This window comes from Myxococcus sp. AB036A (assembly GCF_006547355.1).
Classification (GTDB): Bacteria; Myxococcota; Myxococcia; order Myxococcales; family Myxococcaceae; genus Myxococcus; species Myxococcus virescens.
This window is the reverse complement of record NZ_VHLC01000004.1, coordinates 105,192-125,045: the sequence shown is the minus strand read 5'-3', so window position 1 is coordinate 125,045 and position 19,854 is coordinate 105,192. Positions and strand designations below refer to the sequence as shown.

Annotated in this window: 15 protein-coding genes; 6 read left to right on the top strand and 9 right to left on the bottom strand. The window is 68.6% G+C overall.

Going from position 1 to position 19,854, the window contains the following annotated elements; genetic code table 11:
* Positions 1–18: 18 nt before the first annotated feature.
* From fumC to FL344_RS02975, 3 genes are all read left to right on the top strand, one after another.
* A complete protein-coding gene (gene fumC, locus FL344_RS02985) occupies positions 19–1,419 on the top strand; it encodes a class II fumarate hydratase (RefSeq protein WP_141617439.1) in 1,401 nt (466 codons plus the stop codon).
* A 105-nt stretch (positions 1,420–1,524) separates the two neighbouring features.
* Complete coding sequence (clpP, locus tag FL344_RS02980) at positions 1,525–2,136, top strand: ATP-dependent Clp endopeptidase proteolytic subunit ClpP (RefSeq protein WP_090488476.1); 612 nt, start codon at positions 1,525–1,527, stop codon at positions 2,134–2,136.
* Between the two features lie 146 nt (positions 2,137–2,282).
* On the top strand, positions 2,283–2,702 hold the full coding sequence (locus FL344_RS02975; protein WP_141589323.1) for a hypothetical protein: 420 nt from the start codon (positions 2,283–2,285) through the stop codon (positions 2,700–2,702).
* A 63-nt stretch (positions 2,703–2,765) separates the two neighbouring features.
* On the opposite strand, the gene FL344_RS02970 is transcribed toward FL344_RS02975, so the two are convergent.
* Complete coding sequence (locus FL344_RS02970; protein WP_228564736.1) at positions 2,766–3,230, bottom strand: DUF3293 domain-containing protein; 465 nt, start codon at positions 3,228–3,230, stop codon at positions 2,766–2,768.
* Positions 3,231–3,453: 223 nt separating this feature from the next.
* A complete protein-coding gene (locus FL344_RS02965) occupies positions 3,454–4,890 on the bottom strand; it encodes a M48 family metalloprotease (protein WP_141617438.1) in 1,437 nt (478 codons plus the stop codon).
* Positions 4,891–5,037: 147 nt separating this feature from the next.
* Here FL344_RS02965 and FL344_RS02960 point away from each other — a divergent pair, with 147 nt between their 5' ends.
* The gene (locus FL344_RS02960) at positions 5,038–5,664 is read left to right on the top strand and encodes a hypothetical protein (protein WP_194862967.1); all 627 of its coding nucleotides are present in this window, start codon (positions 5,038–5,040) and stop codon (positions 5,662–5,664) included.
* An 8-nt stretch (positions 5,665–5,672) separates the two neighbouring features.
* Here FL344_RS02960 and FL344_RS02955 read toward each other — a convergent pair whose 3' ends face one another.
* Together FL344_RS02955 and FL344_RS02950 are read right to left on the bottom strand one after the other, a co-directional pair.
* On the bottom strand, positions 5,673–6,158 hold the full coding sequence (locus FL344_RS02955; RefSeq protein ID WP_141617436.1) for an ester cyclase: 486 nt from the start codon (positions 6,156–6,158) through the stop codon (positions 5,673–5,675).
* Positions 6,159–6,221: 63 nt separating this feature from the next.
* The gene (locus FL344_RS02950; protein ID WP_141617435.1) at positions 6,222–8,555 is read right to left on the bottom strand and encodes an acyl-CoA dehydrogenase; all 2,334 of its coding nucleotides are present in this window, start codon (positions 8,553–8,555) and stop codon (positions 6,222–6,224) included.
* A gap of 141 nt (positions 8,556–8,696) precedes the next feature.
* Here FL344_RS02950 and FL344_RS02945 point away from each other — a divergent pair, with 141 nt between their 5' ends.
* The gene (locus FL344_RS02945) at positions 8,697–9,971 is read left to right on the top strand and encodes a phosphatidylserine/phosphatidylglycerophosphate/cardiolipin synthase family protein (protein ID WP_090488489.1); all 1,275 of its coding nucleotides are present in this window, start codon (positions 8,697–8,699) and stop codon (positions 9,969–9,971) included.
* A gap of 54 nt (positions 9,972–10,025) precedes the next feature.
* On the opposite strand, the gene FL344_RS02940 is transcribed toward FL344_RS02945, so the two are convergent.
* The gene (locus FL344_RS02940; protein WP_228564735.1) at positions 10,026–11,507 is read right to left on the bottom strand and encodes a LamG domain-containing protein; all 1,482 of its coding nucleotides are present in this window, start codon (positions 11,505–11,507) and stop codon (positions 10,026–10,028) included.
* A 440-nt stretch (positions 11,508–11,947) separates the two neighbouring features.
* On the opposite strand from FL344_RS02940, the gene FL344_RS02935 reads away from it, so the two are divergent.
* Positions 11,948–15,583 (top strand): serine/threonine-protein kinase, encoded by a 3,636-nt coding sequence (locus FL344_RS02935; protein WP_141617434.1) that lies wholly within the window; start codon positions 11,948–11,950, stop codon positions 15,581–15,583.
* A gap of 96 nt (positions 15,584–15,679) precedes the next feature.
* Here the strand turns inward: FL344_RS02935 and FL344_RS02930 are convergent, their stop codons facing one another.
* The 4 genes from FL344_RS02930 to FL344_RS02915 form a co-directional block, all read right to left on the bottom strand.
* The gene (locus FL344_RS02930; RefSeq protein WP_153881167.1) at positions 15,680–16,123 is read right to left on the bottom strand and encodes a hypothetical protein; all 444 of its coding nucleotides are present in this window, start codon (positions 16,121–16,123) and stop codon (positions 15,680–15,682) included.
* A gap of 44 nt (positions 16,124–16,167) precedes the next feature.
* On the bottom strand, positions 16,168–17,790 hold the full coding sequence (locus FL344_RS02925; protein ID WP_141617433.1) for a sigma 54-interacting transcriptional regulator: 1,623 nt from the start codon (positions 17,788–17,790) through the stop codon (positions 16,168–16,170).
* 539 nt (positions 17,791–18,329) lie between these two features.
* Positions 18,330–19,052 (bottom strand): endonuclease III, encoded by a 723-nt coding sequence (nth, locus tag FL344_RS02920; protein WP_141617432.1) that lies wholly within the window; start codon positions 19,050–19,052, stop codon positions 18,330–18,332.
* 129 nt (positions 19,053–19,181) lie between these two features.
* Positions 19,182–19,688, bottom strand: coding sequence for a GNAT family N-acetyltransferase (locus tag FL344_RS02915; protein ID WP_141617431.1), 507 nt, complete (start codon positions 19,686–19,688; stop codon positions 19,182–19,184).
* Between the last annotated feature and the right edge of the window lie 166 nt (positions 19,689–19,854).

The following is a 19,854-nucleotide window of genomic DNA, read 5'->3' as shown; positions in this document are numbered from 1 at the left end:
TTCCGAGGAGCCCCGCGCGTGAGCACGAAGAACGTCCGTACCGAGAAAGACACCTTCGGTCCCATCGACGTCCCCGCCGACCGGCTGTGGGGCGCGCAGACGCAGCGCAGCCTCCAGAACTTCGCCATCTCCACGGAGCGCATGCCGCTGGCCCTCATCCGCGCCCTGGTGCTGGTGAAGAAGGCCGCCGCGCGGGTGAACGTGGAGAACGGCTCGCTGGCGAAGGAGAAGGGCGAGGCCATCATCCAGGCCGCGGACGAGGTGCTGGCCGGCCAGCACGACGCGGAGTTCCCCTTGAGCGTCTGGCAGACGGGCAGCGGGACGCAGACGAACATGAACACGAACGAGGTGCTCGCCAACCGCGCCTCGGAGCTGCTGGGCGGCGAGCGCGGCGAGGGCCGCAAGGTCCACCCGAACGACGACGTCAACAAGGGGCAGAGCTCCAACGACGTCTTCCCCACCGCGATGAGCGTGGCCGCTGTGGCCGCCATCACCGAGCACGTGCTGCCGGAGCTGAAGGCGCTGCGCGACGTGCTCGCGCAGAAGGCCCGCGCCTTCCATGACGTGGTGAAGGTGGGCCGCACCCACTTGCAGGACGCCACGCCCCTGACGCTGGGGCAGGAGGTCAGCGGCTTCGTGGCGCAACTGGACCACGCGAAGGGCCACCTGGAGCGCACCCTGCCGCACCTCCTGGAGCTGGCCCTGGGCGGCACGGCGGTGGGCACCGGCCTCAACGCCCCCAAGGGCTATGCCGAGCGGGTGGCGCAGGAGCTGGCCCAGCTCACCGGCCACCCCTTCGTCACCGCGCCCAACAAGTTCGAGGCGCTGGCCGCCAACGACGCGCTGGTGCAGGCGCACGGGGCGCTGAAGGGGCTGGCGGTGGTGCTCTTCAAGGTGGCCAACGACGTGCGCTGGCTGTCCTCGGGGCCGCGCTCGGGGCTGGCGGAAATCACCATCCCGGAGAACGAGCCGGGCAGCTCCATCATGCCGGGCAAGGTGAACCCCACCCAGAGCGAGGCGCTCACCATGCTGTGCGCCCAGGTGATGGGCAACGACGTCGCCGTCACCGTGGGTGGGGCGTCCGGCAACTTCCAGCTCAACGTCTTCAAGCCGCTCATCGCCCACAACGTGCTCCAGAGCTGCCGGTTGCTGGCGGACGGCATGCGCAGCTTCCGCCTGCACTGCGCGGTGGGCATCGAGCCCAACCGGCCCCGCATCCAGGAGAACCTGGAGCGCAGCCTGATGCTCGTCACGGCGCTCAACCCCCACATCGGCTACGACAACGCGGCGAAAATCGCCAAGACGGCCCACAGGGACGGCACGACGCTCAAGGAGACGGCCGTGGCGCTGGGGCTCGTCACACCCGAGCAGTTCGACCAGTGGGTCCGCCCGGAGGACATGACGGGCCACAAGGGGTAGGCCCCCAGGGGAGCAGGGGGCCCCGGCGTCGAAGCGTGGGGCAGCGCACGCTCCGGGAAGAAGGGACGGGCGCGGCGGCGGAAGGGCGATTAGGGTAGGGGCGTCATGAACGTCCCCTTCGTCATCGAGACCACGCACCGCGGCGAGCGGGCGTACGACCTGTACAGCCGGCTCCTCAAGGACCGCATCATCATGCTGGGCACGCCTGTCAATGACGACGTGGCCAACATCATCGTTGCCCAGCTCCTCTTCCTGGAGTCGGAGGACCCGGACAAGGGCATCAACCTCTACATCAACTCGCCGGGTGGCTCCGTGACGGCGGGCCTCGCGATCTACGACACCATGCAGTACGTGAAGTGTCCGGTGTCCACCATCTGCGTCGGGCAGGCGGCCTCGATGGGCGCGCTGCTGCTGCTGGCGGGGGCGAAGGGCAAGCGCTACGCCCTGCCCAACAGCCGCATCATGATTCACCAGCCGCTGGGCGGCGCGCAGGGTCAGGCCACGGACATCGACATCCAGGCCAAGGAAATCCTCCGCCTGCGCAGCTACATCAACGGCCTCATCGTGAAGCACACGGGGCACACCATCGAGCGCATCGAGAAGGACACCGAGCGCGACTACTTCATGAGCGCCGAGGATGCGCGGCAGTACGGCCTCATCGACGAGGTGGTGGAGAAGCAGCGCGCCATCGCCCCGACGCCCGCTCCGGCGAAGTAGGGCCCTTCCCGCCCCGGACGCATGCCGGGGCGGGGTGCTCCTCCCGGCGGGGTGCCACACGGGCGCCGCGCCGGAGGCAGGTTCTGCACTGGACGTTTCCGGCTTCCCTGCCTGCAGGTGGCACGCGGCGTGCTCACCATGGGCATATGACGCCGATCCGATTTCGCATCGTCCCCCGGTTCCTCTTGCCCGGCGCCATCCTGGCCTCCATGGCCTGCGCGACGGGGCCCACCGGCCGTCCCCCCGCCCCTCCCAGCTCGGCCGCCGTGCAGACGGAGCTGGGAGCCCGGGACGTGGTCCAGGCCGGCGAGGAATACGCCCGCAACAACTCACTGGTGCTGGCCCAGGCCGGGGAGGCGGTGGAGATCCGCCCCAACTTCTGGCGCATCCGCTTCGGCCTCGCGGACCAGCCCGGCCGCGTGCTGGAAATCGAGTTCGATGAGCTGGCGCGCAGGGTCATCAATGCCCGCGAGCTGGAAGTCATCCCGGAGAACCCGGGTGACGCCGCCTTGGGTGGCAGCGGCACCGTGCCGGCGGCGGGGCAGCCCCGAGGCCCCATTCCCTGAGCGTGGGCGTCGCCCCGCGCCCCGGTCCTCACGGGCGGCGCGGGGGCACCCTGTCCGCGTGCTTCACGGGGCGGGTGCGCGGGCTTCCTCGCAGAACAGCAGCTCCGCCTGGCCTCCCGTGCGTCCCACTAGCACGGCGACTTGTCCGTAGGCGCGGCCGAAGCGTCCGGCCTCCTCGCGGGGAAGCCCGGGGACGAAGAGGCTCTGCTCGCACCAACTGCCGTCATCCGCCTCGCCCAGCGCGGGGGCGGCCCCCCAACCCCCGGCGACGAGCTGCGCGACCATGCGCTCCTGCGCGCGGCGGTTCTCCTCGCCGCTCCGCCACTGCGAGCCGGGATTCCACGCCGTCAGGAAGGCCCACTCGCGGTGGCCGCGTGCCGCAAGCGTTGCGTCCAGCGCCGGGTGCAAGGCGCCCGCCCGCAGGATTTGCTCGACGCCACCCGTGCTGGGATGGGGCCGGATGATGTAGCGCGTCGCCGCGTAGGCCGTCGCCAACCGCTCGCGTTCGTGGTGGCTCATTCCGCTCATGATGCGCCGCGTGCCTTCCGGGGAAAATCGGGTTTCGGATGATTCAATGTGAATGTTCGATTCCGTTCGACGCCCATGCCCCCGCTTCGTTCCGGAACGGAATGAACGGCTTCGAAGGGGAACAGGCTTCGTCGTTCTGTTGCTGTCGTGTCGCGTTGCGACGACAGCGACGTCGAATCCTGAGAGACGCACCATGCTCCGGCGCACCCTGCCGGAGCACGGCTCAGGGCGTGGACCGCACCCCGCCCGTCACGCGTTTCACGGTGCGACCCGCGGGAAGCATGTCACCGGGCTGCACGCCGTTGATGATGGACAGCTCCTCCACGGGGATGGTGGACGGGTGCTGCTCGTTGAACTGCTGCAACGTCATGGGTGACGTCACCTTCGCCAGTTCAATCCGTGCGGGTTGGACGGCCAGCGCGGAGGCGTCCGTCAGCTCGCCGAAGCTGGAGAAGGTGGCGCGGAAGGCGTCCTCGTAGGCGGGAAGCTGCTGCGCGCCGGTGTAGCCCAGGAGCTGGAGCGTGGTGCCGCCCTGCGACACGAAGGCCGTGACGCCGGCGATGACGCCTTGCTCCGTCTGCGCCTGGAAGAACGCGGCGCCCTGCGGGAAGCCCGTGGGCGCCGCGCTCACCGGCTGGATGCCTTCCTGCGCGAGGAAGCGCTGCATCGCCTCCTGCGGCGCGATGTTGCCGGTGGGCACCAGCCCGACGATGGCGTCCTCCTGCGGGCTGATGCCCGCCACCTGCTGCGGCTGGTTCGCCGTCTTCCATCCCTGGGGAAAGGTGAGCTGGAAGCGCAGTCCCGGGTGCATGAAGACGTTGCCCCGGAAAAAGCCCTGCCGCGGGTCGTTGCCGTAGGCCATGCCCTGGAGCATGGCGAGGTATTCCTCCCGGCCATCCTTGAGTTGGTTGAAGTCCACGTGGGCCTTCGCGGCGCGCTCCTGCGCCGTCTTCACGCGGTCACCCGGGTCGGGGTGGGTGGACAGCCACGTCGGGAGGCTCTGTCCGCCCGCGGCCTTGCCCACGCGGTCCAGGGTGGCGAAGACGTTGGCTGCCTGGCGCACGTCGTAGCCGCCGTTCAGCATGTACTTGAAGCCCAGTTCGTCCGCCTGGCGCTCGTCGTCGCGGCCGTACTTGAGGAACAGCAACTGGAGGCCGGCGGCGGCCAGGCCCCCGAAGCGGGCCACGTCCTCGCTGAGCACGCTGCCCAGCAGCAGGCCGGCCTGGGCGAGCTGAGCCTGGGATATCTGCTCCACGGAGTGCCGTGCGGTGATGTGGGCGATTTCGTGTCCCAGCACGGAGGCCAGCTCCGCCTCGGAGTTCATCGCGGTCAGCAGGCCCCGCGTCACGAACACGGGCCCTCCGGGGAGGGCGAAGGCGTTCACCACCGGGTCATCCACGGCCTGGACCGTCCAGGGCAGCTCCGGCCTTTCGGAGGCCTTCGCCATGGGCAGGCCCACCCGGGCGACGTATTCCTGGACCTTGGGCTCCTGGATGAGGCCAATGGAGCCGCGCACCTCCTCCGCGCTCTGCTTGCCCAGGGCAATCTCGTCCTGTTGAGAGACGAGCGACAGCATGCGCTTGCCGGTGGCGGGATTGCGCACGCAGGTTGTCAGCGAGAGCAGGGCCAACAGCGGCAGCAGCCGGAGTCGTGAAGTCATGGGGCCTTCCTGGTAGTGGTGGATGCGCAAATAGGTCAGCGGCGGCACGGCGACCATGGTGGGGGTGGGCGGGTCGTCACTGCTGGACAGTCGGGCGCGCGCACCGGGCCCGCTTCCGTTAGCTTCTCTTCGCGAGGAGGCGTTCGAATGGATTCGGATTCGCTCGAAGCACGGATGGTGCGGCTGGAGCGCAGTTGCCGGCGGTGGCAGGGGCTGACGTTCACCGCGCTCGCGTTGGCGGGACTGGGGCTGGGCGCGGCGGCGCTCCGGGGCGAAGACGTGTCCTCCGGGACGCTGGTGGCCTCCCGGCTGGTGCTCACGGACGCGCGCGGGCAGACGCGGGCCACGCTGGACACCGACGCGCAGGGCAACGCGGGCCTGGTGCTGCGCGACGGCGAGGGCCGGCCCCGGGCGCTCCTGGGCGTGGGCGAGGACGGCTCGCCCCGGCTGCGCTTCTCCACCGCCGAGGGCCAGTCCCTGGCGGAGCTGATGGTGTACTCCGACGAGGCGCCGCGCCTGACGCTGTCCAAGCCCGGCGGCGGGGAGCTGTTCGCGGTGGGCCTCCAGGTGGATGGTTCGTCGCGGCTGGAGCTGTCGGACGCGGACGGACGGCCCCGGGCCATCCTGGGTGCGGACGAGCATGGCTCTCCCGGTCTGGTGCTGAGGGACCGCAAGGGGCTGCCACGCGTGGCGCTCCGGGTGTCGCCGTCGGATGGCGCCAGCCTGGTGGTGGAAGGCCAGGACGGCGCGGTGTTCCGCGCGCCTGGCGGCTGAGCCGAAGGCTACAGCGTGGGCGGCACCACCTTGTAGCCGCGCTGGAGCAGCGGCGACAGGCGGTCGGAGATGTCCCAGGACTCCACCACCTTGCCGTCGCGCAGCCGGTACAGGGAGTGCCCTTGCAGCAGGAGGGGCTGGGGGGCCGGCGCGGTGGCCTTCCAGTGCGCGAGCACCAGGTCGCCGTCCGCCACCAGGTGGAGGATGTCGAACTTCAGCTCGGGGAACTTTTTGAAGCTGGCCTCCGCCTGCTGACGGATGAAGGCGGGTCCCACCGCGTTGAGGGGCGCGCCCTGGGAGCGGTCCACGAAGTCCTCGGCGATGAACTCCGGGATGCGGTCCAGCTTGCGCAGGTTGTAGAGCTCCTCGGTGAGCTGCCGCACCCGCTGCTTGTTCTGGGCCTCCAGGGCGGCCGCGCGCTCCACGGGAGACATCGTGGCGCAGCCCGACAGCCACCCGAGGGCGCACATCAGAATCGTCGTGTGTCGTGTCATGGCCCCACGATGCTGTGCATGGGGGCGGCAGGCGGGCAGTGCCGCCCGCCCCAAACGTTCACCTCATGGCGACAGGTGGCCCAATCCAATGGGCGCGGCGAGGCAGGTGTCCGGTACTCCAAACGCGTTCACCAGCGCCACCGCGTCCGGGCGGAGCTCGGCGCACAGCCGCGTCACCTCCTTGCGGATGGCCTTCGCCTTGGTGCCCTCCAGCCACCCGTGCTCCTGGAACCAGCCGTTGGCGGACTCCAGGCAGGACAGGCCGTAGAGGTCGCACAGGCGTCCCAGCACCGTCTTCAAGCCGGGGTCCTTCACGTCGGCCACGCCCTTGAGGAACTGCTCCAGTACCAGCCGCTCCACGTGGGCGTGCGCCAGCTCCAGCAGGTGGACCTGGACCTGGTTGAAGGCCTCGAAGGCCTCCACGCCCGCGCTCAGCCGCTTGCGCAGGCGCCGCGACACGGTGGCCAGCAGCTCGTCCTCACGGAAGCGCAGCGCGCGCAGGTGGTAGTCGTTGTCGCGCAGGTGGTCGCTGTCGGTGCGCCGCGCGGCGAAGGGGTTGCGGTCCACCACGGCGGTGGCCCGGTCCGCCAGCAGCTTCAGCACGGCGAAGACGCGGTCGTCCTCGAAGCGCTGCCGGTAGCCGGTGAGCAGGCCCTTGGCGACCAGCTGCATCAGCACCGTGTTGTCGCCCTCGAAGGTGGTGAACACGTCCGTGTCCGCCTTGAGCGCCGCCAGCCGGTTGGCCTGGAGGTAGCCCTGGCCGCCGCACGCCTCGCGCGCCTCCTGGAGGACGGCGGTGGTGTGCCAGGTGCTGTAGGCCTTGAGGCCGGCCGCCAGCGACTCCACCTCGCGCGCGTCCTCCTCGGTGCGCTTCACGTAGCGCTCGACGAGGTATTCGAGCGCGAAGTCCATGGCGTACGTCTTGGCCAGGGGCACGAGCAGGCGCCGCTGGTGGGCCTGGTGGTCCAGCAGGCGGAACTCCTGGTCGCCCGCGGGGCCGAACTGGCGCCGCAGGTCGCCGTAGCGCACGGCGATGGTGAGCCCGCTCTTGGCCGCGCTCAGCGCCGCGGCGGCCACGCTCACCCGGCCCGCCACCAGCGTGCCCAGCATGGTGAAGAAGCGCTTGGAGTCGCCGGTGATGGCGCTGGTGTATTCGCCCTGCGCGTTCACCTGTCCGAAGCGGTCCAGCAGGTTCTCCCGCGGGACGCGGACGTGCTCGAACCAGATGCGGCCGTTGTCCACGCCGTTGAGGCCCATCTTCTCGCCGCAGTCCTCGATGCGAATCCCGGGCAGCACCTTCCCGGCCGGGTCGCGCAGTGGCACCAGCAGCGCGTGGACGCCCAGCGCCCGGCCGCCGACCTCGAGCTGCGCGAACACGGTGGCGATGCGCCCGTGCCGCGCGGCGTTGCCAATCCACTCCTTGCGCGCCGTCTCCGTCGGCGTGTGCACCACGAACTCGCCGGCCTCCGCGTCGTAGCGGGCCACCGTCTCCACGTCCCGGACGTTGGAGCCGTGGCCCAGCTCGCTCATGGCGAAGCAGCCGGGCAGCTCCAGTGAAGCCACCTGGGGCAGGTACTTCCGGTGGTGCTTCTCGGTGCCGAGGAAGAGGATGCTGGCGCCGAAGAGGCCGAAGTGGACGCCGGCCTTGATGACGAGGCTCAGGTCGAAATAGGCCAGCGTCTCGAAGGCGGTCACGAAGGCGCCCAGGTCCGCGCTCGTCTCATTGCCCGCGGGGAAGGCGATGCGTCCCAGTCCGTGGTCGGCCATGGCCTTGAGCCAGGCGAGCACCTGGTCCCGGTACTTCGCCGTGTCGCGCGTGTCCGTGTGGCGGTAGGCCGGGTCCGCCAGCCACTGGCGCACCTGGGCGCGCGTCTCCGGATAGGTCCGGTCCAGCACGGCACGCAGCGCCTCCGGGTCGAAGGACGTGGGCGTGCGCTGTTCGGCGCGGCTGGGGGACGCGGCGGGGACGAGCGCGCGAACGGCCTCGCTGCCGGAGACGCCCAGGGACGCCTCCAGCTGCGCCAGCGCGCGCGTCAGCTCCGGCATGGGCGCGGGAAGGCCCTCGTCGCCGTTGCCCACCTGGGCGAGCCGCGCGCCCAGCTCGGCGAGGTTGTTGTGTTCGCTGTGGGACAGGCGCTCCGCGGTGCGGCGGATGTGCTCGCGCACCTGGGCCAGCTCACCGGGGCTGGGCGGCACCAGCGGGTCCAGCCAGCGTGCCAGCACGGTGTTGGCGCGCAGGTCCAGCCAGGGCTGCGCGCGGGCGGCGGAGCCCATGGCGCGAATCTCCTCCGGCGTGAGCTCCCCGTCCGTCCAGGCCACGTACAGCATGGGCACGAGCGGAGCGAGTCGAGGAAGGGACAGCAGCTCGTGGGCTGTCGGTCGGGTGTCATCCACCATGGTTGGCGCTCCTGGAGGCTTGAGGACGAGCGCAGTGTGGCCAGCCTGCCGCCGCGCGGCAACGGGAAGCACGCGTCGGGCCCGAGGCAGGCGGGCAGGCGCGGCATTCCAAGCGGAGGGAGGCATCCCTAGCTTGCCCGTATGGATGAAATGCAGGAGCTGGAGGCGCTGATTCCCAAGCCCGGGGCGCTGGGCTTCTCGGGCAGCGTGGAGCGTGCGCGACATGAGATGCACGGGCCCTTCACGCTGCCGCCGGGGCCGGAGGCCTTCTCCTTCGCGCTGTACCAGTCCACGGGGGTGGGGCTGATTCCCGGACACGCGCTGGAGTTGCTGGAGAACGGCGCGGTCTTCGAGCGCATGCTGGCGGACATCCGCGCCGCCCAGAGCAGCGTCCATGTCCTGGTGTACATCTGGCGGCCCTGTGAGCTGTCGGACCGTGTGGTGGAGGCGCTGGTGGAGCGCGCCCGGGCGGGCGTGGCGTGCCGCGTGGTGGTGGACCCGGTGGGCAGCGAGGAGATTCGCGGCGACCGTGACTTCGACCAGAAGGTGGAGAAGGTGCTCACGGACGCTGGGGTGGAGGTCCACTACTTCCGGCTCCTGGCGGGCAAGGTGCTGGGCCGTCTGCTGGGGCGCAGTCACCAGAAGCTCGTCATCGTCGACGGGCGCATTGGCTACACGGGCGGCTTCGGCATCTGGAAGGTGTGGGAAGGCGACGGCCTGAAGCCGGACGAGTGGCGCGACACGCACATCCGCGTGGAGGGCCCCGAGGTGCGCCGGATGCAGTTGTCGTTCTCCCGTCACTGGCAGGAGTCGGGTGGCGGGTTGATTCCACCGAGCGCCTTTCCGGAAGCGGAACCCGCGGGCCCCTGCGCCGCGGGCTTCATCGACAGCGCGGGCAAGCTGGGCCTCACCGACGCGGAGCGAATGATTCGCATCGTGATTGGCGCCGCGCGTGAGCGCATCTGGATTGCCAACGCATACTTCTCACCGCCCAACGCGATTCTGGAGCAGTTGGAGGAGAAGTGCCGTCAGGGCGTGGAGATTCGTGTCCTGGGGCCGGGGCCCAACCATGACGTGCCCATCATGAGGGCGTCCCAGCGCTCGACGTACGAGCGGCTGCTGGCCGCGGGCGTGCGCATCTGGGAGTACCAGCCGTCGATGCTGCACTCGAAGACGCTGCTCGTGGACGACTGGCTCGCCGTGGTGGGCTCCACCAACATGGACTCGCTGTCGCTCAACAAGCTGAAGGAGGGCTCGCTCGTCATCCACGACGCGTCCTTCGTCCGCAAGCTGGCGCGGTGCTGGGCCAGGGACCTGCGGCACTCGAAGGAAATCACGCTGGAGAATGGGGGCCGCACCAATCCCTGGCGGCGGCTGGCCCGCCGGGCGACGCAGCTCGTGGGGCAGGACCGGTAGCGAGGGGAACAGCAGCCGGTTGAGCTCCCCTCGCCGGCCCTGAGTCCGCGTGCCCTACTTGCCCTTGGCGAGAATCGCACCGAGGCTGGGGTCGAACCAGGCGACGCGGTTGGGGCCCACGGCAAGGCTCGTGATGTTGCCGTACCTGACGGCAAACGCTAGCGCCCACTGGCTCCCTCCTACCGGGAGCCGGAGGATGTCGTATGGACTCAGGTTCTCCGCGATGAAGAGGTCCGTTCCGTCGCTGGCGATACCCGTGGTGGAGTTCGACGAATTCCAGAGGGATGAAGCAGGGCCGCCGGGCCTGGCTGCCTTCACGATGGTGCCGCCCGGCTGCATCCAGTAGAGATGATGACCATCCACTGCAAGGGGGCCAGCCAGGGCCGTCGTATAGAGAATGGCAGGCGTGCCGCCCTGGACCGGCATGTGGAGGATGGAGCCTCCCTGGGTCCAGAAGAGTTCCGCGCCATCCGTGACGAGCTGGCCAATCCCCGATAGCCCCGAGGCCAGGGATGTGATGCTCCCGCCATTGACGGGCATCTTGAAGATGGTCGTGCCGTTCTCGACCCAGTAGACAAACGTGGCATCCGTGGTCACGGCGCTCGGGTTTTCGCGGCCGGAGGCGAGAACCTGCGCTCTACCCGTGGAGAGCGACGCCTTCATCACCTGGCCGCAGGTTCGGTTCTCGACCCAGTACACGCTCGTGGTGTCCGCGGCCATGCCCGCCACGTCCGATCGCCCGTAGATGACCACGTGCTCCGTGCCAGGAGCCATCACGGTATCCGGGCCAGCCTGGTAGCTGGCGGTGAGGTCATTCGACGACAGCGCAGCGCCGTGAACGCGGAACTCGGAGATCGAGCCCTTGAAGAATGGATCCGCGGAATAGGCGGAACGACCCAACCACGCATTCGCGAGCGTGCCCAGGCTCGCCGGAGTGAGCGCGGTAGGGGTGGTGGTCTGAGCCACCTGCACGCCGTTGATGTACAGGCGGTTGACCCTCGTGACGCTGTCCATGGTCACGGCGACGTGCGTGAGTGCGCCCGTTGGGAACTCGGTCGCACTGGTGGCCTGCTCCTCTCCACTGATGGCCGGGCTGAAGATGCTGAAGCGTGGCGTATCGGCCGCCGGCCCCGAATCGAAGCCACCATTGCGCGGGGTGAGAACCAGGGACTTGTTCCAAACGCCATCGTTGAAGTCGAAGATGCGCGCCCATGTCTGCCCCGAGGCGGAATCCCACTTCACCCACGCCTCGAAGGTCGCATCCTGGAGGCTGGCGAGGGTCCCGGTGATGGGCAGGTTCACATAGGCCCCCGCTCCGTTCAGAATCACCTCGCCATTGACGGTCGTGGCACCCCCCTCGAGCGTGGCATGCGCCGCGCTCACCGAGTCGGTCCCGCCGGCGGTGAAGCTGTAGCGGTGGAGGAGGCTCGAACCGCCCAGCGTCAGGCCCGCACGCGAACTGCTCAACGCGTCTTGCTCGAGCTGGAGTTGCTGTTCGGGCGTGCACCCCACCAGACCGAGGACTCCTGCCAACATGGCGGAAACCTTCGTGGCATGGCGGAGTGCGTCCCACCCTCCGCGCGGCTTGGAATTTCGCGAGCTGAATTCGGACATTGTTCTCATGGCTTTCACCTGAAGAGGGGCAAGGGAGCGGCAATGCGTGGTGGAATCACCAGGCGTAAGTCTGTGTTTGCACCTCTCGTGCCCACTCGAGCTTCGCTTCCGAATCGGACTGCTCACGCTTCCATCAAGGGGCGTGGCGCGTCTCCGCCAGCGCACGCGTTGGTAGGGTGATTGCGCCCCAGGGGGATGTCTCGACAGTCCGGCGACATGCCGCGAGCACTCCTTGGACCGAAGCGGCTCCCGTGTCTCTTCTGAGAAGAGACCTCGTGATATAGGAACGACCGGGGAGCGCGGGGCCCTTCAACTGAGACGGCCGCTGGCTTTGCGCGCTGCTCTCTTTGAGGTGCCCATCGATGAATCGTGACGATGAGACGGAGATCTGGCTCGCGATTGACGAGGGGATCCTGTCCCGCGAGGAGGCGGCGGCCCTGCTTCAGGATGCGCGACGCCTGGGACGAAGCCCGCTGGAGTTGCTTCAGGAGCGGGGCCGGGTTTCGGAAGAGACACTTGCCTCTCTGATGCGGGAGAACCTTGCCCTGGAGGAGCGCCCGTCAGGTGAGCAGCCCTCTCCCGAGCAGACCGTTACGGTCGACCCGGTCCGGGTTGAACAGGCATTGGCCCCGGGGGACGCCGACGTCCCTGCTTTCCCGCTCCCCGGGTGGGAGCGATACCAACCCGTGCGGTTCCTGGGACAGGGCGGAATGGGTCGTGTGTTCCTGGCCTGGGACCCACGCCTGCGCCGACAGGTCGCCCTCAAGTTCGTCCGCGACGAGGAATCGCACACTTGCCGCTTCGTTTCCGAGGCGCGTGCTCAGGCCAAGGTGAAGCACGAGCGCGTATGTCAAGTGTATGAGGTGGGCCACGTCGGGGGGAAGGTCTTCATCGCCATGCAGTACATCGACGGCCAGTCGCTCGGCGCCCAGGTGCGTTCGCTCACCATCGAGCAGAAGGCACTGGTGATGCGTGAGGCTGCTCTGGGGGTTCATGCGGCCCACCGCGTCGGGCTCATCCACCGGGACATCAAGCCTTCCAACATCATGGTGGAGTCCTCCGACGACGGGACTCCCAGGCCCTATGTGATGGACTTTGGTCTTGCGCGTGAATGGAACGCGTCCGTCACGGCCAGCGGCGCCGTCTTGGGGACGCCGCACTACATGGCCCCGGAACAGGCTCGCGGAGAGGTGAGCGGGCTCGACCGCCGCGCGGATGTCTACAGCCTGGGGGCCACCCTCTACTTCCTCCTCACCGGCGAGGTCCCCATCCCCGGGGCCAATGGCCTGGAAGTGCTCAACAGCATCGCCACCGAGGAGCCGCGCGCGCCGCGCCTGCTTGCTCCAGGACTCCCGGCGGACCTGGAGGCCATTGCCCTCAAGTGTCTGGAGAAGGACCGCGACGCCCGTTACGACTCGGCGCGTGCATTGGCGGATGACCTGGAGCGTTTCCTGGGCGGCGAGCCGGTGCTGGCACGCACGAGCTTCGCGTACTCCCTGCGCAAGCGCCTGCGCAAACACCGGCTCCTGGCCACGGTGGGCGCCGCCGCGCTGGTCACGGCGGGAGGGGCCCTCGGTTGGGGCATCCGGGCCCGCCAGGAGGCCGCCGAGCGTGAGCGAATCGTCCAGCGATTCACCGAGCTGGTGGAGGGCATCGAGTCCAGGGGCCGCTACTCCGCGCTCTCGCGGCTGCATGACATCCGGCAGGACCGCCGGGCACTCCAGGCCCAGATGGCCGAACTGGAGGCAGAGATACAGCGCTCCGGTCCGCAGGCGCTGGGCCCTGGGCACCATGCGCTGGGGCGTGGCCACCTCGCGCTCGGAGACGAGGCGAAGGCCCTGGAGTTCCTGGAGTCCTCCTGGCGCAATGGTTTTCGCTCGCCCCGGGCCGCGTATGCGCTCGCACTGGTGAGCGGGCGGCGCTATCAGCAGCAACTTCTGGAGGCGCAGCGGATCCGTGTGCCGGCGCTGCGGGAGGCCGCGACGCGTGAAGCGGAGCGCCTCTACCGGGATCCGGCGCTCGCGTGGTTCAAGCAGAGTGAAGGCGCTCAGGTGCCCTCGAGGGAATACGTGGCGGCGCTGGTCGCCTTCTACGAGGGCCGCTTCGATGACGCCCTGCTCCTGGCGGATCGCGCCGCCAGCGAGCTGCCCTGGTTTCATGAGCTGCCCATGCTGCGCGGGGACGTCCATGCGGCACAGGCTTTCAAACGCTGGAACGGGGGAGACCCCGAGGGAGCCCGAGCGAGCTTCGAAGCCGGTCGCAAGGCCTACGCCGCCGCCATCGCCACCGCTGAAAGCGACCCCGCTGTCTACCGGTCCCTGGCCTTGCTCGAAAACGATGCGATGGTCATGGAGCTGTATGGCAGGGGGGATGTGATGCCTGCGTACCACCGTTCCCTGGACGCGCTTTCCCGTTGTCTCACCATTGCTCCGGACGACGCCCAGTGTTTGATTCGGATGGCGCGCGCGCACCACCGCTTGGCTGAGCACCGGCTCACCCATGGGGGCGATGGGGAGGAGCCTCTCGCGAAGGCACTGGAGGCAGCGCGGCGTGCCCTCTTGGTGTCGCCCGGGCTTCCGGCGGCCACATTCAACCTGGCTCGGAGCACCTGGCTCCAAGCGCGCTATCAAATCGAGAAGGATGAGGACCCACGCGCGCTGCTCGGCGAAGCCGCCGCGTTGTTCGCGAGCATCGGCGTGGCGCACCGGGACCGCGCCTACCACGGCGATTCAGGTCTCGTCTTCACGACATGGGCGGACTACGAGGAGCAGATTGGGAGGGATTCCGGCGGGAACAGGGACAAAGCCATCCGCGCCTACGAGGCGGCCATCGCCTTGGACAATCGTGTCCCCGAGGACTGGATCAACCTGGGGCGTGCGTTTTTTTCACGGGCTTCCCGTCCACTCAATGCGGAGGCGGAGCAGGACCTGCGGCGGGCGGCGGCGGCACTCGAGGAGGCTCGGGCCCTCAACCCCCAGCATATGGCGCTGTACTTCTATGCGGGGCAGGTCGACGAGCAGTTGGCTCGGCGGCGGGGTCGTCGCGGCGAGGATCCGCGACCCGTCCTGGCGCATGCATTGGAGCAGTATCAGCGTGGCATTGAAATCAACCGCCGGATCCCCAACTTCCATAACGGAATGGGCGTGGTGCACTTGCTGCGGGCCGAGGATTCCTGGAACCGGGGTGAGGATCCCCTGCCCGCGCTGGAGCAGGCTCGGACGTGCTTCGAACAGGCCATCGCTGTCGCGCCCGGACAGGGCTTTGCCTATGCGAACCTGGGCTCTCTCTTCGTCCGGCGCGCGCACTACCTGCTCGCGCTTGGCGAGTCGCCTCTTTCGAGCACGCATGAGGCAAGGGAGGCACTGAGACAAGCCTCCGAGAGGATGCCGGGGGCCGTGTGGCTGCGGGTCCTCCTCGGCACGGTGCATGTCATCCAGGCCCGCGTCGAGTCGGACCAAGGGCGAGACCCCGGGGCTGCCATCGCTCGCGCCCTGAAGGAACTCCACGCCGCGTTGGAGGTGAACTCCCTGGAGGCGGAGCCCTGGCTCCAGCTTGGCAAGGCGCAGGCCCTCCATGCGCACTGGAAGGCACAGCGCGGATCGCTCCAGCCCGAGGCCATGGCGGCAGCGGCGAAGTCCTTCGACAGGGCCCTCACGCTCTCTCCGGACGACCCGGAATATCGCCTGGAGGCTGGCCGCTTCTACCGACGGTGGGCGGAACACCAGAAGCGCACGGGTCGTGAAAACGGTCCGCTCCTTTTGCGGGGCCTCGAACACGCCGAGCAAGCGCTGAAGCTCCGGCCCGACTGGGCCGCGGCCCGCGCCCTGCGGGCCGGTTTGAGGTTGGAGTGGGTTGAAGCCGAGCCCCCCGGGGACCTGTGCACCTGGAGGCGCGAATCCCTGGATGAGCTGACCCAGGCGCTCACGCACAATTCAAACCTCTCCAACGAGTGGGGCGGTCCACTCGCTGGCGCTCAGCGGCTTGCCGCATGCCCCTGAGCCCGTGCTTGCGTCGCCCTCCGCCACGTCCGCGGCTAACTGGCGTGAGAATGGAACGTCGTGCCGCGAGCGTGGGGCGTACCTTGGGAGCGGTGGCTAGACCAGAGAGGGAAGTTCTGAGCCAGGACCGCCTGATACTTCGATTGTCCCAGAGGATGTGGGGGGTTCCCCTTTTGAAGGGCGGTTCTCCACCCTGTCTCTCAGAGGGTACTCGGGGGGCACGGTTTCTACGAGTTTGACGACATAGTTGCGTATGAATTGATCTTGGGAGGTGGGGGCCTTGGTTTTGTCTATCTGAGGAACGAAGTCGTGTTCGTATGTGTTTGTTTCTTCGGTGAAGACGAAGTCGTGGGTGGGATCATTGATTGTCAGGATGCAGGCATCGGGGTCGGTATCGCAGAAGGTGATTGTTGGAGTCAGCTTCAAGCCGTCAGGGAGTATGATCCTGAAGGTTATCCTGGTGCCGTCTAGGACCGCGATTGTCTTCGGTTCTGGTTTAGGGTTCTTTGTGAAGTCGATGGTGATGCTGTCGGGCTGCATGGTCGTCTCCTGGTCTGCCATTGAGGCGGTGTGAGGCCGTCCGCTCAGGACTCCTTCGAATACAGCCCCAGTTCCTTGACACGCCGGTTCAAGGCCCGCTTGGACACCTCCAGGCGCCGTGCCATCTCATCCAGGTTGCCCTGGCACGCGTGGAAGGAGCGGGTGAGTTCCTCCACGCTCAGGTCTCCAGCCAGACGGATGTTGGGGCTGCGCTCGATGAGATCATAGATGGAGGAGCGGGCGATCTGCAGGTGGTGGGCGGCCTTCTTGACGTCCCAGTCGTGCGCACGCAAGGCCACGAGGAGTTCCTGTTCGCCCACGTCCGTGGACTTGCGACGGGCCGCAACCTCACGCTTCGGGGGGAGGGCGGAGGCGGAGGGCCGGGCCGGCGGCGCCAGGTCGAGCCTCAACTCCTGGGCGAGGCGTGCATCAAGCTCCAGGCAGGGCTTACCCCTACTGCCGATGACGAGCTGTCTGGCGACGTTCCGGAGCTGACGGACGTTACCCGGCCAGGGATGTAGCAGGAGCTGCGCCGCCAGGTCTGATGGCAGCCAAGGTCGCGCATGAGGGTCTCTCGTGGTGAGGTGGTGAGCCTCTCCGAGCGCGTCCAACTCCTGGCGGGCGAAGTGGAGGAACAGTGGAGCGATGTCCTCCCGGCGCTCGCGGAGAGGGGCAAGCCGGAGCTCATAGCCGGCCAGCCGGTGAAGGAGGGGAGACCGGAAGCGCCCCTCGGCGATCTGCGCTTCCAGGTCCGCATCCGTGGCCGCGATGAGGCGGATGTTCGTCGCCACGGGCTTGCTGGCCCCCACCGGGTACAGCTCCCCCGTCTCCAACACTCGGAGGAGCATGACCTGTACGTCGGATGAGGCCTCTCCCACCTCGTCGAGGAAGAGCGTGCCGCCCTCCGCGGCTTGGAAGAGGCCCTTACGGTCGCGTTGGGCACCAGTGAAGGCTCCCTGGACGCTGCCGAAGAGTTCCGCCGCGGCCAGTTCCTTCGGGAGGGCGCCCAGGTTGACACTGACGAAGGGACCTCGGCGCTGGCTCCGCTCGTGGAGGGCCTGGGCGACCAGTTCCTTGCCAGTTCCGGTTTCGCCCCGGATGAGGACGGGCACATCCAGATCGGCGACGCGCTCGATGTGTCGGCGCAGGGCATGGATGGCGGCGCTTTCTCCCACCATTCCCAGGGCGGATGTTGCGTTTGATTCGGGGGGAGGGGCCAGGTGCAGCAGCACCCCCGTCCGCCTGGAGAACTCCAGCGGGACTCCTCTTTCAAGTTCTGTGGGACCGAATTCGCGGGCCCCGTGGAGTGGCTCACCCGCTGACGTGCATCGTCCCACTTCGCCCAGGACGACGCGGAGGCCTGCTCCCGCGGGGACGAACAGGATCGACTTGCGACTCATGAAGGGGTCGCCCAGGGGCAGGCCCAGCGGCTCGCCCGGGCGGCAGAAGTCCGGGGCATTGCGGGAGAGCGGGACCTCCCGGCCGGCGAGGAGTCCGTGCAGCAGCAGCCTCTCCCCGAGGCGGGTGACGGTGGTATGCGAGATGAGCGTCAACGCTGGAATCGGGCGCGCGGACAGGCGCTGCCCGTACGGAACCGACTCGGAGGCCGTGGACACGTCCGAGGTCCTCGCGGCCGCATGGGGAGGGGGGACGCTGGGACGGGACATCCGTGCGAATTTATCTCAATGCTCAATGAATTGCACCCGCAAGGGCTCAAGTGCTGAGGTCGTCCAATACCCTTTCACCCCTTGGTTTACTTAAAGGGTGCGCTGGGACCTGCCCCCTCCCATCGCGGCGGGCACTGCAACCAGGACCAAGCCCTCCTCCTGGCGAGTGAGCGACGGAGGGCTGGACGGGCAGGTGTGCCTATCCAAAATTCGCTCGCTGCGTCATGAGCGCGTCGCGGCGAGTAAGCGAGCCGTGCACGAGGCCAGAAGTCTCCAAGCCATCCGGGGGAAATCTTTGCCTGTTACGGCCACCACCACCGTCGAGGTGACGCACTCCAGCGCCTTGGCTGCGGCGCGACACGCGGAACCTGTCAACGCGAGTGAGACAGTGCGTTCGAGATTGGCGGTGTCTTCGGTATTGGGGCACCGCGGGGGAATCGCTCAGGGTGAGTGGCGTAGGCAGCGGCGAGCACCGCAGCGCGGGCCGCTCGGCGGCTGGCCCGCCGGGCGACGCAGCTCGTGGGGCAGGACCGGTTGCGTCAGCGCGCGTCCCTCACGCCGACCTGCCGGCAGAAGCTCAGCACCGGGCATGTGGAGCACTTCGGCCGCGTGCCCGTGCAGACGTGTTTGCCAAAGGGCACCAGCAGTCGGTTGAGTTCCACCCACCAGGCGCGCGGGAGCACGGCCTCCAGCGCCTCCATGGTGGCCTCCGGCGTGCGCGCCTGCACATAGCCCCAGCGGTTCGTCACCCGATGGACGTGGATGTCCACGCTGATGGCTTCGTGCCCGCACGCGATGCCCAGCGCCAAGTGCGCGCACTTGGGGCCCACGCCCTTGAAGGACTGGAGCACCTGGGCATCACACGGCAGCGCGCCTCCGAATTCATCCCGCGTCCGCGTGGCGATGGCGTGAAGCTGCCAGGCCTTCGCTTCGTGGAAGGTGACGGGCTGGATGAGGGCGTCGATGTCTTCCGGCGACATGCGCGCCAAGGCCTCCGGCGTGGAGGCGCGCTGGAGCAGGGTGAGCGAGACGGGCAGACTCACCTCGTCGCGTGTGCGGATGGAGAGGATGCAGGCGACGAGCTGCTCGAAGAGCGTGTCATGTCCTCGGGCCGCGAGCGCGAACATCGCCGCGTCCGCGAAGTGGCGCACCGCCTCTCGGATGCGGCCGAGCACCTCGTCGATGTCGAAGGGCTTCTTGTCCGGCCGGGGCGGTGGTTCCACGACGCGGCCGGGCTTCGCGGGCGCCCGCCGGCTAGGCATGGCGCGTTCCTTCCGCGGGATGGATGCTCGTCATGTGCTGCCTCCCGCCCCAAACCTGGGGACGCGGGCGCGACGAGGCACTGGGCCGCACGAAGGGCTGCCGGCAGGGCAGGGGGGCGCCCGTCTTCGTCAGTCGAGCGGCTTTGACAAGTCCCGGGCGTACCAGTGATCGCAGCCGAAGTGGCCCGTGCTGCCCATGGGCGCGCACAGCGGCTCGAAGCCCATGCGGCGGTAGAGCTTCTGGGCCTGCTGCATTCCCGCCAGCGTCTCCAGGTAGCAGCGCTGGAAGCCCGCTTCACGTGCGAACTCCAGGCAGCGTCGGAGCAGGCGCTCGCCCTGGCCGAGTCCTCGGGCTTCGGCGAGGAAGTACATCTTCCGCAGCTCGCAGACGCCGGCGTCGCCTCCTTCAAGTGGGGCGATTCCACCGCCGCCGATGACACGCCCCGCCCGCTCCACGACGAAGTAGGCGTGCCGGGGCCGGGCGTAGGCGGCGCTCATCGCTGACACCTCGGGGTCGTGGATGGCGAAGCCAGGGCCGTCCGCGCCGAACTCCGGCATCACCGCCCGGATGATGCCGGCCACCGCAGCGTCATCCCTCGATTCGATGTGTCGCAGCGTCAGCTCTTCCGTGCTCATGCGCGCAACGTTTCACAGCCGGGGCCGAGGTGCCAGCGCTGGCAAGGGGGCCGCCCGCTGTGTTGACACTCACGCACGGGCTGTGCAGCCGGATGCACAGATGCCACGGGTGTGATGCAGCGTGTACGCGTTCCCCTTCGTCCGGGGGTGTCTGTACGCGACGGCC

Bases quoted from the DNA above. Each gene is read 5' to 3' on its own strand.
- clpP (WP_090488476.1), top strand. From the start codon at position 1,525: ATGAACGTCCCCTTCGTCATCGAGACCACGCACCGCGGCGAGCGGGCG.
- FL344_RS02975 (WP_141589323.1), top strand. From the start codon at position 2,283: ATGACGCCGATCCGATTTCGCATCGTCCCCCGGTTCCTCTTGCCCGGC.
- FL344_RS02970 (WP_228564736.1), bottom strand. From the start codon at position 3,230: ATGAGCGGAATGAGCCACCACGAACGCGAGCGGTTGGCGACGGCCTAC.
- FL344_RS02965 (WP_141617438.1), bottom strand. From the start codon at position 4,890: ATGACTTCACGACTCCGGCTGCTGCCGCTGTTGGCCCTGCTCTCGCTG.
- FL344_RS02960 (WP_194862967.1), top strand. From the start codon at position 5,038: ATGGATTCGGATTCGCTCGAAGCACGGATGGTGCGGCTGGAGCGCAGT.
- FL344_RS02955 (WP_141617436.1), bottom strand. From the start codon at position 6,158: ATGACACGACACACGACGATTCTGATGTGCGCCCTCGGGTGGCTGTCG.
- FL344_RS02950 (WP_141617435.1), bottom strand. From the start codon at position 8,555: ATGGTGGATGACACCCGACCGACAGCCCACGAGCTGCTGTCCCTTCCT.
- FL344_RS02945 (WP_090488489.1), top strand. From the start codon at position 8,697: ATGGATGAAATGCAGGAGCTGGAGGCGCTGATTCCCAAGCCCGGGGCG.
- FL344_RS02940 (WP_228564735.1), bottom strand. From the start codon at position 11,507: ATGTTGGCAGGAGTCCTCGGTCTGGTGGGGTGCACGCCCGAACAGCAA.
- FL344_RS02935 (WP_141617434.1), top strand. From the start codon at position 11,948: ATGAATCGTGACGATGAGACGGAGATCTGGCTCGCGATTGACGAGGGG.
- FL344_RS02930 (WP_153881167.1), bottom strand. From the start codon at position 16,123: ATGCAGCCCGACAGCATCACCATCGACTTCACAAAGAACCCTAAACCA.
- FL344_RS02925 (WP_141617433.1), bottom strand. From the start codon at position 17,790: ATGTCCCGTCCCAGCGTCCCCCCTCCCCATGCGGCCGCGAGGACCTCG.
- nth (WP_141617432.1), bottom strand. From the start codon at position 19,052: ATGCCTAGCCGGCGGGCGCCCGCGAAGCCCGGCCGCGTCGTGGAACCA.
- FL344_RS02915 (WP_141617431.1), bottom strand. From the start codon at position 19,688: ATGAGCACGGAAGAGCTGACGCTGCGACACATCGAATCGAGGGATGAC.